We start from the raw sequence: 11,856 nt of genomic DNA on the forward strand, positions 1-11,856 counted from the left end.
AGCGGATCCGGACACCGCGCGCACCGCCCGCCGCCCGAGGTCAGCGCCGGTCGCTCACCCGGACCACCCGCAGCCCCGGCGACGACAGGATGTCCTTCTCGCAGAACCGGGACGTCACCCACCTCTCGTCCGAGAACAGCCGCGTCTGATCGCTGTAGTGCGGCGAGTTCGGGTTCGAGGACTGGGAGTACGTCAGCAGGGTGCGGGCGACCGGGCAGCGGCCGCCGTCCCAGCCGACGGCCTGGATGTACGAGGACCCCGTGGTGACCTCCGTGTAGCCGCCGGCCGACGGGTTCCACGGCATCTCCACCTTGTTCCACACCCCGAGGGACTCCGTGCCGCCCGGTACGGGGATGCGCCGGCCGCCCCGTACGACGAACTGGCCGGATTCCAGCCGCGCGTCGAGGGCGATTCCCGCCGCCCGCAACTCCGTCACCGTGTCGGCCAGCGCCGTCGCGAAGCCCGGTACGGAGGTGTCGAGGGTGTTCGGGGTGCGGACCGGATCGGCCGCCGAGAACGGGACCTTCCAGAGCTGCGCCCCCGGCACCGTGGCCGTCAGCTTCCGCCAGAAGCGGTCGAAGAACAGCGCGCCCCGGCTGCCGGTGTCCATCGAACGGTCCCAGGCCCGCAGCACACCGCACGCCTCACTCACGTCGACGGCCCTGCCGTCGGAGCCCGTCGCCGTGCCGCCCGGCAGCGCGGCACAGGCGCGCGCCGCGTCGGCGGCGACGAGATCACCCGCGGGCACCCGGTTCGCGAACTGCTGCGCCTGGAGATCCCGTACGGTCAGCCGCCCCCGCGCGGCCATCCGGGCCACGTCCTCGACGGCGCCGCGCGTACGCATCGAGCGCTGCGTGCCGATCGTGCCGAACACCCGCTCGTACCCGGTCAGCGGCCGGTCCGCGTTCGCCAGCCAGGCACTGTCGTTGGAGTTCTCCGCGTACGGGGCGTCCTTCAGCACCGGCATCCTGGCCGGACCGAAGATGCCGGGCTGCACGGCGTCGGGATCGCTGCCGAGCGCGCAGTCGCCGCGCGAACCGTCCAGCACGGCGACCCCGGACGACGGGTACAGGGCCCGGCCCAGCGGCGTCGAGCAGCGCTGGACCAACTCGTCGGTGATGCGCGGGAGCACCTGTGACTGGGTGAACAGCGAGTGGCCGCCGGAGTCGGCGGCGATCGTGTTCACCCACGGCAGCCCCTGGGTCCGTGTGAGTGCGTCGAGGACGCCCGTCGTGTCGCGGGCCCTGCTGAAGCCCAGCGCGGTGTCCGGGGCCCGGAGGTTGGCCGCGTTCGGGTCGTTGAGCGCGTACGCCGTCGTGGCCGTCCACGGCAGCGGCACCTGGGCGCCGAGCGTGGTGACGACGGGGCCGTACCGGGTCCACCACTGCGTGCGCGTCACCGGCGTGCCGTCCCGCACGTCGATGGTGACGCCGCGCCGCGTCATCCGCTCCGGCCTGCCGTCCACCAGATACGTCGTCGGATCGGCCGGATCGAGCGTGAGCTGATGGAGGTTGAGCGTGACGCCCGTCGCGACGGTGTGACTCCAGGCGATCCGGGCGGTGTGACCGATGGACACCGTCGCCGTGCCGAGCAGGGCGCCGCCCTGGACGTTCAGCTCGCCGGGGATCGTCTGCTGCACCTGCCAGAAGCGGCGTCCGCCCTGCCAGGGATAGTGCGGATTGCCGAGCAGCAGACCACGGCCGTTCGCGGTCGAGGCACCGCTGAAGGCGACGGCGTTCGATCCCATGTCGGCGGTGTCGAACAGCTCACGCGCGGCGGCGGCGGCGGTGTCCTTCACGTCGGGCACACCGGTGACAGCCTCTGTGGCCGTTCCCGTTCCCGTTCCCGTTCCCGTTCCCGTTCCCGTTCCCGCTGTCGCTGTCGCCGTCGTCGGCGCCGTCGTCGGCGCCGGTGGCTGTGCGGCGGTGATGCCGTCGACTCCGCGCCCCTGGCCGCCGAGCACGGCCAGCGCGAACCCCCGCGCGGCGACGTCCACCTGGGTCACCGGGCGGACCCAGGCGGCCCCCCGGCACGCCGGATCGGTGACGCGGTTCTGCGCCAGCCACGCGTTGTAGCCGGCCGCCCAGCCCCGCATCAGGTCCTTGACATCGCGGCTGGGTCCCCGCGGGGCGGGCTCGGCGAGCAGTTTCTCGACCGTGCGGGCCTCGCGCACACCGCGGTAGTAGAGGTCGCTGGAGAGGTTCGTGGACGCCGAGGAGAGCGAACCGTCCGGTGCCGCGGCGGCCCCGAAGAAGCGGGACCGCTCGCCGCGCAGGGTCACGAACCCGTCGGCCAGGGTGCACACCTGGTCGGCGGCCTGGGCCCAGCCGGTGCCGAAGCCGAGGTTCGCGTAGTCCTTGGCGACGATGTGCGGAATGCCGTACTCGGTGTAGCGGATCACGGCCGACAGGCCGCCGTGCGAGGGATGTTCCTGTCCGGCGTGCCGCTCGGCGGCGGCCGCGGGCAGCGCGGTCGCGGCGGTCAACAGAGCGACGGCCGCGACGAGTAACCGTCTTCCACGGGTGCGCATCGTGCCTCCCAACATCATTGAGGGAAGGGGCGGTTGAGCGTACCAACGGGTAGTGCGCCGTCGGAGTGTCCGTCCGGCTCCGTCCCGGCTCGCGTGCGGTGACTTGACCTCCCCCTCCCGTGGACCGAGGATCACGTGACATGACGCCTGGACACGGCAGTACGGTTGACGGGGTGCTGCGGCGCAGTGCCCGGCGCACACCGGCGCGGCGCGCCGTCGACTACCGGGAGCGCTCCTGGACCTACGCGGAACTCGACGAGGCCGTCTCCCGCGCGGCGACCGTCCTCCTCGACGAGGGGCTGACCCCCGGGGACCGCGTGGGCGCCTACGGCCACAACTCGGACGCCTACCTGATCGGCTTCCTCGCCTGCGCCCGCGCGGGGCTCGTCCATGTGCCCGTGAACCAGAACCTGACCGGTGACGACCTCGCCTACATCGTCGGCCAGTCGGGATGCGCCCTGGTCCTGACCGACCCCGACCTCGCCGGCCGGCTCCCGGAGGGCGTACGGACCCTGCCGCTGCGCGACGCCGACGACTCGCTCCTCGTACGACTGGAGGCGGCACGCCCGTACGACGGTGACGAGCCGCGCGGCGACACGCTCGTGCAGCTGCTCTACACCTCGGGCACCACCGCGCTGCCCAAGGGCGCGATGATGACGCACCGCGCCCTGGTGCACGAGTACCTGAGCGCGATCACGGCCCTCGATCTGAGCGCCGGGGACCTGCCGGTGCACTCGCTGCCGCTCTACCACTCGGCGCAGATGCATGTGTTCCTGCTGCCCTACCTCGCGGTCGGCGCCTCGAACACGATCCTCGACGCGCCGGACGGCGGACAGATCTTCGACCTGATCGAGGCGGGCCGCGCGGACAGCCTGTTCGCCCCGCCCACCGTGTGGATCGGGCTGTCGAACCGTCCCGACTTCGCCGAACGCGACCTGAGCGGCCTGCGCAAGGCGTACTACGGCGCGTCGATCATGCCGGTCCCCGTCCTGGAACGGCTGCGCGAACGGCTGCCGAAGCTGGCCTTCTACAACTGCTTCGGCCAGAGCGAGATCGGTCCCCTCGCCACCGTCCTCGGCCCCGACGAGCACAAGGGCCGGATGGACTCCTGCGGCACTCCGGTGCTGTTCGTGGACGCGCGGGTCGTCGACGAGGACGGCAAGGACGTGCCGGACGGAACGCCGGGCGAAGTCGTCTACCGCTCACCGCAGTTGTGCGAGGGCTACTGGGACAAGCCCGAGGAGACGGCCGAGGCGTTCCGCGACGGCTGGTTCCACTCGGGAGACCTCGCCGTGCGCGACGCCCACGGATACTTCACCGTGGTGGACCGGGTGAAGGACGTCATCAACTCCGGTGGCGTCCTGGTCGCCTCACGGCAGGTCGAGGACGCGCTGTACACGCACGAGGGGGTCGCCGAGGTCGCCGTCGTCGGGCTCCCCGACGAGCGCTGGATCGAGGCCGTCACCGCGGTCGTCGTCCCCCGGGGCGAGGTCACCGAGGACGAACTGATCGCCCACGCACGCGAGAAGCTCGCCGGCTTCAAGGCGCCCAAGCGGGTCCTGTTCGTGGACGAGCTGCCCCGCAACGCCAGCGGGAAGATCCTCAAGCGGGAACTGCGGGACCGGTTCGGCCGGGCGTAGCGGACAGGGCCGCGGGGGTGTCAGGAGCCCCCGCGGCCCTGTCCGCGGTCGGTCAGGCGCGCGGGCGCAGGTCCACGATCCGCTTCAGCTTGCCCACCGACCGTTCCAGGGACTCCGGCTCGACGATCTCCACCGTGACCGAGACACCGATCCCGTCCTTGATGCCCGCGGTGATCGTCCGCGCCGCCGCCTCGCGCGCCTCGGGTGTGGCGCCGTACCGGGCCTCCGCCCGTACGGTGAGTGCGTCGAGGCGGCCCTCGCGGGTCAGCCGGAGCTGGAAGTGCGGGGCGACCCCGGGAGTCCGCAGAACGATCTCCTCGATCTGCGTCGGGAAGAGATTGACCCCGCGCAGGATCACCATGTCGTCGCTGCGCCCGGTGATCTTCTCCATCCGGCGGAAGACCCGCGCCGTACCGGGCAGCAGCCGCGTCAGGTCCCGTGTCCGGTAACGGATCACGGGCATGGCCTCCTTGGTGAGCGAGGTGAAGACCAGCTCGCCCTCCTCGCCGTCCGGCAGCACCTCACCGGTGAGGGGGTCGACGACCTCCGGGTAGAAGTGGTCCTCCCAGATGTGCAGACCGTCCTTGGTCTCCACGCACTCCTGGGCGACCCCGGGGCCGATGACCTCCGAGAGGCCGTAGATGTCCACCGCGTCGATCGCGAACCGCTCCTCGATCTCGCGGCGCATCTCCTCGGTCCACGGCTCGGCCCCGAACACGCCGACCCGCAGCGAGGTGCCGCGCGGGTCCACGCCCTGGCGCTCGAACTCGTCGAGGAGGGTCAGCATGTACGACGGTGTCACCATGATGATCTCGGGCTTCAGGTCCTGGATGAGCTGGACCTGACGTGCCGTCATGCCGCCGGACGCGGGGATCACCGTACAGCCGAGGCGTTCCGCGCCGTAGTGGGCGCCGAGTCCGCCGGTGAACAGGCCGTAGCCGTAGGCGATATGGACCTTGTCGCCGGGCCGGCCGCCCGCCGCGCGGATCGAACGGGCCACCATGTCGGCCCACATGGACAGGTCGTTCTCCGTGTAGCCGACGACCGTGGGCCGCCCGGTCGTCCCGCTCGACGCGTGGATGCGCCGGATCCGGTCCTGCGGTACGGCGAACATCCCGTACGGGTAGTTCTCCCGCAGATCCGCCTTCACCGTGAACGGGAACCGGGCCAGATCGGCGAGCGAGCGGCAGTCGTCGGGGCGCAGCCCGGCCTTGTCGAAGGACTCGCGGTAGAAGGGGACGTTCTCGTACGCGTGCCGCAGCGAGGCGCGCAGCCGCTCCAGCTGGAGCGCCCGCAGCTCCTTCGCGTCCAGCCGCTCGCCCGCGTCGAGCAGGCCCTTCGGGTCCGTCGAGCCCGCCATCGCGCCCTCTCTCTCGCCAACCGTGCCATAGCGGACGACCGATCATTCGGTCGCCCTGTTCCGGACAGTAATTCAGGTGTCCGCCGCCAGTGCAAGGGGTCGGCGGCGCTTTTCGGCGGAGCGGACCGGGCGGCCGTTCAGCGCACCAGGGCGGGGCGCTTGGGGTCGAACTCCCACCCGGGAACGAGGTGGCGCATGGCGACGGCGTCGTCCCGGGCGCCGAGCGCCTCCTTCAGGTACAGCTCGTGCGCCGCGAGCAGCCGGTCCATGTCCAGCCGGACGCCCAGTCCGGGCGCGTCCGGCAGCGCGATCTCGCCGTCGACGATGCGAGGCGGGGCGACCGTGAGCCGCTCCAGGCCCTCCTGCCAGATCCAGTGGGTGTCGAGGGCGTTGTACGGGCCCGGTGCGGCGGCTCCGCAGTGGGTGACCATGGCGAGCGAGATGTCGAAGTGGTTGTTCGAGTGGCAGCCCCAGGTCAGGCCCATCGCGTTGCAGAGCTGGGCCACCCGTACCGAGCCCCGCATGGTCCAGAAGTGCGGGTCGGCGAGCGGGATCGAGACCGACTGGAGCGCCAGGGCGTGGGTGAGCTGCCGCCAGTCCGTGGCGATCATGTTGGTCGCCGTCGGCAGCCCCGTCGCCCGGCGGAACTCGGCCAGGATCTCCCGCCCCGAGCAGCCGTCCTCGGCGCCGCAGGGGTCCTCGGCGTAGGCGAGCGTGCCGACCAGCGGTCCGCACAGCTCGATCGCCTCACGCAGGGACCAGGCCCCGTTGGGATCGAGGGTGACGCGCGCCTCGGGGAAGCGGTTCTTGAGCGCGTGCACGGCCCGGACCTCCTCGGTGCCTTCCAGGACGCCGCCCTTGAGCTTGAAGTCCCGGAACCCGTACAGCTCGTGGGCGGCCTCGGCCTGCCGGACGATCGCGGCGGGCGTCAGCGCCTCCTCGTGCCGCAGGCGGTACCAGTCCACGTCCGAGCCGCTCTCGCGTACGTAGGGCAGATCCGTGCGGTCCGGGTCGCCGACGAAGAAGAGGTAGCCCAGCACCCGCACCCGGTCGCGTTGCTGCCCGTCGCCGAGCAGGGCGGCGACCGGCACGTCGAGGTGCTGGCCGAGCAGGTCGAGGAGGGCCGACTCGACGGCCGTGACGGCGTGGACGGTCGTGCGCAGGTCGAAGGTCTGGGCGCCGCGGCCGCCCGCGTCCCGGTCGCCGAAACGGTCCCCGATCTCGCGCAGGACACGCTGGTAGTCGCCCACCTTCGCCCCGAGGACCAGAGGCCCGGCGTCGCGCAGTGTCCGGGTGATCTTCTCCCCGCCCGGCACCTCGCCGAGCCCGGTCCGCCCCTCGGAGTCCTTGAGGACCACGACGTTGCGGGTGAACCAGGGACCGTGGGCGCCCGACAGGTTCAGTTCCATGCAGTCCCGTCCGGCGACGGGGTAGACGGAGAACTCGGTGATCGTCGGTTGCTGACTCTTCATCACATTCCTTGCGTACGTGGGTGACCGGGGCCGGGAATCCCAGGGTGACGGCGACGGGCCGGGCCGGGTGCCGGCCCGCCCCGAGCCGCGCGGGGCGGTTCCCCCGCGTGCCTCAGGCGGGCCGCCGCACCGCTCCGACGAGGGCCAGTCCCGTGTCGAGGATCCGCTCCAGAGCGGCCAGATCGGCCGGGGCGGGATCGGTGAGCGGCGCGCGCACCGGACCGACGGGCAGACCCCGCAGCCGGGCGGCGGCCTTGACCAGGGACACGGCGTAGCCGGGCACCGTGTCGCGCAGCTCGACGAGCGGGACGTAGAAGTCGCGCAGCAGCTTGTTCACGGTCGCCTCGTCGCCGGTGCGCAGGGCGGTGAAGAAGGCGCCGGCGATCTCGGGCGCGAACGCGTGGACGGCCGACGAATAGGCGGGGACGCCGACGGCGGCGTACGCGCGGGCCTGGATCTCGGCGGTGGCGGCCCCGTTGAAGAACAGGAAGCCGTCGGGCGCGGCGAGCGTGAGGCGCTGGAGCCGGTCGAGGTCGCTGTGTCCGTCCTTGAGCCCGATGACGCCCGGGACCGCCGCGACGGCCCGCAGCCCCTCGGGGGTGAAGGCGACCGGGCCGCGCTGGTAGGCGATGAGCGGCAGCCGGGTGCCGGCGGCGATCCGGCGCAGCTGCTCGACCAGGCCGGACTCGGGGGCCTCGACGAGATAGTGCGGCAGTACGAGGAGGGCGTCCGCGCCGGCCTCCTCGGCGATCCGGGCGAACCGCAGCGCCTGCGCCCATCCGTAGCCGGTGCCCGCGACCACGGGCATGCGGCCGTCCGCGATCTCGACCGTGGCGGTGACGACGGCGCGGTACTCGTCCTCGTCCAGCGCGCTGAACTCGCCGGTTCCGCAGGCGGGGAACACCGCGCCGGGGGCCGTGGCGAGCCGGTCGGCGAGGTAGGCCCGGTAGGACTCCGGGTCGAGGTCGCCGTCCGCCGTGAAGCTCGTGAGCGGGAAGGACAGGACCCCGCTCGCCATGCCGTCCCGCAACCGCTGGACCACGCCGCCCGGATCCGTGCTGAACCCTGCCATGAGTCTCATCCCTGTATGCAGATGCTGTCTATGTATGAGAACTCAGGTTAGATTCGTGAACCCTCGGGGTCAATGGGGAGGGTGCCGCGGATCCGGTGCCGGGTGGCCGCGGAGGGTGTCCGCGCAACGCGGCGGGCCCGCGGCCGGGGAGGTCGCGGGCCCGCTGTGTTCGGGTCGGATGTTCGGAGCGGGCCGGGGATCTCCGCAGGAGCGGTAAGGACCAGGCCGGGCTCGGGGCCGTCAGTGCGACGTCGTCGCGGCCCCGGCGCCCGGGTTCGGGCCGTACGCCGTCATGAAGCGGTCGCGGAACTCGTTCATCGCCCATTCCGGCGCGTCGGCCGCGGGCTCGAGCCCGTCCGTCCAGCCCCAGTCGGAGACGCGGTCCAGTACCTCCGGGTCGCGGGCGACGATGGTGACGGGCACGTCCTTGCCGGTGCCGCCCCCCCCGTGACCGTCGGGACGGGCTGGTGGTCACCGAGGAAGACGAGGACGGTGTCGTCGTCGCCGTAGCGCTGGACCCACTGGGTCAGGCTGTCCAGGGAGTACTGGATGGCCTTGCGGTACTCGGTCCGCACCCGCTTCGAGCTCTTCCAGACCTCCGTGGGGTTCGTTCCCTCGCCCTCCTTGAGCCTCGCGTCGACCTCCGGTCCCATCGCCGGATCGTCGTCGTCGGCGGGGTGCGGGACGGTGGCCTCGTCGTCGGCCGGGTGCGTGGTGGTTTCGTCGTGGGCGGCGGGGTGCGGGACGCCGGCTTCGACGGGGGTCTCGCGGCGCTCTTCGGCGCCGGCCGCCTCCTCCGCCCGCTCATCCGTTCCGGAACCGGTGTGCGTCGCGGTCCGTTCGGCTGTCTCGGAGTCCCCCCGGGTCGCGTCCGGCGCCGTCGCGTCGGGGTCCGGACCCGCGTCGGCATCCGGCAGTCGACGAGGAGGTGTGTGGTGCGACACCCGAAGGTCCTTCCGTGCGTAACCCGGTGCTGGCAGCGACGGAGGCTTTCCCGTCACCCCCCCCGTACGGCCGGCCGTCACCTCCGGTTCGACGGCGGAGGCCGACCGCGCACAGAGTACGTCGGCAGGATCACCCGGATGTCACCGCCGGCCGCTACCGGTCCGCCGTCACCGCCACCTCCCGCGCCCACCGGTAGTCGGCCTTGCCGCTCGGCGAACGCTGGATGGAGTTGGTGATCACCAACTGGCGCGGGACCTTGTACCCGGCCAGACGGGCGCGGCAGTGCGTCTGGATGTCGTCGAGCGACGGCCGCGGCGCGCCCTCGCGGAGCTGGACGACGGCCGCCACGTGACTGCCCCACTTCGGGTCCGGCACTCCGGCGACCAGGGCGTCGTACACGTCCGGATGCGACTTCAGGGCCTGTTCGACCTCCTCGGGATACACCTTCTCGCCGCCGGTGTTGATGCACTGGGAGCCGCGGCCGAGGACGATGACGATGCCCTCCTCGTCGACCGTGGCCATGTCGCCGAGGAGCACCCAGCGCTCGTCGCCCTTGCGGAAGAACGTCTCGGCAGTCTTCTTCGGGTCGTTGTAGTAGCCGAGGGGCACATGGCCGCGCTGTGCGACCCGTCCCGGCTCGCCCGCCGCGACCGGCTCGTACGTCACCGGATCCACCACCTGCGTACGGGCGTTGACGCGGATGCGGAAGCCGCGCTCGGGTCCGGAGTCGGCCGTCGCGGTGCCGTTGAAGCCGGACTCCGAGGAGCCGAAGTTGTTCAGCAGCATCACGTTCGGGACGAGCGCCTGGAACTGTTCGCGCACGGTGTCCGACATGATCGCGCCGGACGAGGACACGCTGAACAGGGCGGAACAGTCCGTGCCCTTCAGGGGGCCGTTCAGCGCGTCGATCAGGGGCCGCAGCATCGCGTCGCCGACCAGCGACACACTGGTCACCTTCTCCTTCGCGATCGTGCGCAGGACGTCCTCGGGAGCGAACTTGCGGTGGAGCACGACCCGTTGCCCGAAGTTGAAGGCGATGAACGCGGTGAGCGTGGAAGTGCCGTGCATCAGCGGGGGAGTGGGGAAGAAGGTGATTCCGGCACCCCCGGCCGCGACGCGCTCGGCGAGCTCCTGCGGCTTCGTCACCGGATCGCCGGTCGGCGCGCCACCGCCGAGCCCGGCGAAGAAGAGGTCCTCCTGCCGCCACATGACGCCCTTGGGCATCCCCGTCGTGCCGCCGGTGTAGATGATGAACTGGTCGTCCGCGGAACGCGGGGAGAATCCGCGCAGGGGCGAACCGGCGGCCTCGGCGTCACCGAATTCCACGGCGTCCACCGCACCTTCGGAGCCCGCCGGGCCCTCCGCGTCCACCGCGCCCGCTCCGGGTGCGGCGGCCCCCACACGGACGAGATGACGCAGCCGCGGTGCCCGTGGCCGTGCCGCCGCCACCCGGTCGGTGAACTCCGCGTCGAAGACCAGGGCCACCAGGTCCGCGTCCTGATAGAGGTAGGACAACTCCTCTTCCACGTAACGGTAGTTGACATTGACCGGGACGATGCGCGCCTTCAGGCAGGCCAGCACCGTCTGGAGGTACTCGACGCCGTTGTACAGGTGCAGGCCGAGGTGTTCGCCGGGGCGGATCCCGCTGTCGATCAGATGGTGCGCCATACGGTTCGCGGCCGCGTCCAGCTCCGCGTACGTCAGCCGGCGCTCGGCGCCCGTGCCCGGGATGTCGACGTAGACCAGCGCCTCGCGGTCCGGGACCACGTCGACGACCGACTCGAACAGGTCGGCAAGGTTGTACTCCACCGCTCCTCCTGACCGTGCACGTCCGTGGCCGAGTGCCGCCAGGGCGTGTCCGCCCCGGACCCGACGGTCATCAGAGCAAAGCCCGACCCAAGTGGGAAGGGCCCCGGCACAAGAAATCTGACTGTCTGTCAGAAAACCCTTGTACTGGATGGACGGCTCCTGCAACCTGTTCTCGCATCCGAGACGGGAGGACGCCCATGGGTGGGACCGAACACCTCACCGTGCAACGCGAAGGCGCCACACTGGTGCTCACGCTCAACAGGCCCGAGGCCAGGAACGCGCTCTCGCTGCCGATGCTGGTCGGTCTGTACGACGGCTGGGTCGAGGCCGACGAGGACGACGGGATCCGCTCGATCGTGCTCACCGGCGCCGGTGGTGCCTTCTGCGCGGGGATGGATCTCAAGGCCCTGGCCGGCCGGGGCATGGAGGGCGAGCAGTACCGGGACCGGCTCAAGGCCGACCCCGATCTGCACTGGAAGGCCATGCTGCGCCACCACCGCCCGCGAAAGCCGGTGATCGCCGCCGTCGAGGGGTACTGCGTCGCGGGCGGCACCGAGATCCTCCAGGGCACCGACATCCGCGTCGCCGGAGCCTCCGCGACCTTCGGGCTCTTCGAGGTCAGGCGCGGACTCTTCCCGATCGGCGGCTCGACGGTGCGGCTGCAACGCCAGATCCCGCGCACCCACGCCCTCGAAATGCTCCTCACGGGACGCCCGTACACCGCCCAGGAGGCCGCGGGCATCGGGCTGATCGGCCATGTGGTGCCCGACGGGACGGCGCTGGACAAGGCGCTCGCCGTCGCCGAGCAGATCAACGCCTGCGGTCCGCTCGCCGTCGAGGCCGTCAAGGCGTCCGTGTACGAGACCGCCGAGCTGACCGAGACCGACGGGCTCGCCGCCGAACTGCGGCGCGGCTGGCCGGTGTTCGACACCGCCGACGCCAAGGAAGGCTCCCGGGCCTTCGCCGAGAAGCGCCCGCCCGTCTACCGGCGGGCCTGACCCGCAAGCCCGGCCCCCGGACGTGCCCCG

7 protein-coding genes and 1 pseudogene are annotated in these 11,856 nt (G+C 71.8%); 2 read left to right on the forward strand and 6 right to left on the reverse strand.

All coding sequences use genetic code 11. The features are described 5' to 3' along the window. Nucleotides 1–40: 40 nt before the first annotated feature. Complete coding sequence (locus OG780_RS37925) at nt 41–2,530, reverse strand: penicillin acylase family protein (RefSeq protein WP_328455917.1); 2,490 nt, start codon at nt 2,528–2,530, stop codon at nt 41–43. Between the two features lie 140 nt (nt 2,531–2,670). On the opposite strand from OG780_RS37925, the gene OG780_RS37930 reads away from it, so the two are divergent. Continuing rightward, nucleotides 2,671–4,170, forward strand: a complete 1,500-nt coding sequence (locus OG780_RS37930) for an acyl-CoA synthetase (RefSeq protein WP_328455919.1) — start codon at nt 2,671–2,673, stop codon at nt 4,168–4,170. Nucleotides 4,171–4,222: 52 nt separating this feature from the next. On the opposite strand, the gene paaK is transcribed toward OG780_RS37930, so the two are convergent. The 5 genes and pseudogenes from paaK to OG780_RS37955 all read right to left on the reverse strand — a co-directional run bounded on the left by paaK (nt 4,223) and on the right by OG780_RS37955 (nt 10,828). Beyond that, entirely contained in the window at nt 4,223–5,530 is a 1,308-nt protein-coding gene (gene paaK, locus OG780_RS37935) for a phenylacetate--CoA ligase PaaK (RefSeq protein ID WP_328455921.1), read from the reverse strand. A 137-nt stretch (nt 5,531–5,667) separates the two neighbouring features. Next, complete coding sequence (locus OG780_RS37940; RefSeq protein WP_328455923.1) at nt 5,668–7,002, reverse strand: enolase C-terminal domain-like protein; 1,335 nt, start codon at nt 7,000–7,002, stop codon at nt 5,668–5,670. Between the two features lie 112 nt (nt 7,003–7,114). Further along, on the reverse strand, nt 7,115–8,074 hold the full coding sequence (locus OG780_RS37945) for a 5-dehydro-4-deoxyglucarate dehydratase (RefSeq protein WP_328455925.1): 960 nt from the start codon (nt 8,072–8,074) through the stop codon (nt 7,115–7,117). A gap of 240 nt (nt 8,075–8,314) precedes the next feature. After that, nucleotides 8,315–8,691: pseudogene (locus OG780_RS37950) on the reverse strand (sulfatase); the annotation flags it as partial. Nucleotides 8,692–9,172: 481 nt separating this feature from the next. Further along, nucleotides 9,173–10,828, reverse strand: a complete 1,656-nt coding sequence (locus tag OG780_RS37955; RefSeq protein WP_328455927.1) for an acyl-CoA synthetase — start codon at nt 10,826–10,828, stop codon at nt 9,173–9,175. A 197-nt stretch (nt 10,829–11,025) separates the two neighbouring features. Here OG780_RS37955 and OG780_RS37960 point away from each other — a divergent pair, with 197 nt between their 5' ends. Beyond that, nucleotides 11,026–11,826 (forward strand): crotonase/enoyl-CoA hydratase family protein, encoded by an 801-nt coding sequence (locus OG780_RS37960; RefSeq protein ID WP_328455929.1) that lies wholly within the window; start codon nt 11,026–11,028, stop codon nt 11,824–11,826. The last annotated feature ends 30 nt before the right edge of the window (nt 11,827–11,856 follow it).

This window comes from Streptomyces sp. NBC_00386, from assembly GCF_036063235.1.
Taxonomy (GTDB): domain Bacteria; phylum Actinomycetota; class Actinomycetes; order Streptomycetales; family Streptomycetaceae; genus Streptomyces.

Bases quoted from the DNA above. Each gene is read 5' to 3' on its own strand.
- OG780_RS37925 (WP_328455917.1), bottom strand. From the start codon at position 2,530: ATGCGCACCCGTGGAAGACGGTTACTCGTCGCGGCCGTCGCTCTGTTG.
- OG780_RS37930 (WP_328455919.1), top strand. From the start codon at position 2,671: ATGACGCCTGGACACGGCAGTACGGTTGACGGGGTGCTGCGGCGCAGT.
- paaK (WP_328455921.1), bottom strand. From the start codon at position 5,530: ATGGCGGGCTCGACGGACCCGAAGGGCCTGCTCGACGCGGGCGAGCGG.
- OG780_RS37940 (WP_328455923.1), bottom strand. From the start codon at position 7,002: ATGAAGAGTCAGCAACCGACGATCACCGAGTTCTCCGTCTACCCCGTC.
- OG780_RS37945 (WP_328455925.1), bottom strand. From the start codon at position 8,074: ATGGCAGGGTTCAGCACGGATCCGGGCGGCGTGGTCCAGCGGTTGCGG.
- OG780_RS37960 (WP_328455929.1), top strand. From the start codon at position 11,026: ATGGGTGGGACCGAACACCTCACCGTGCAACGCGAAGGCGCCACACTG.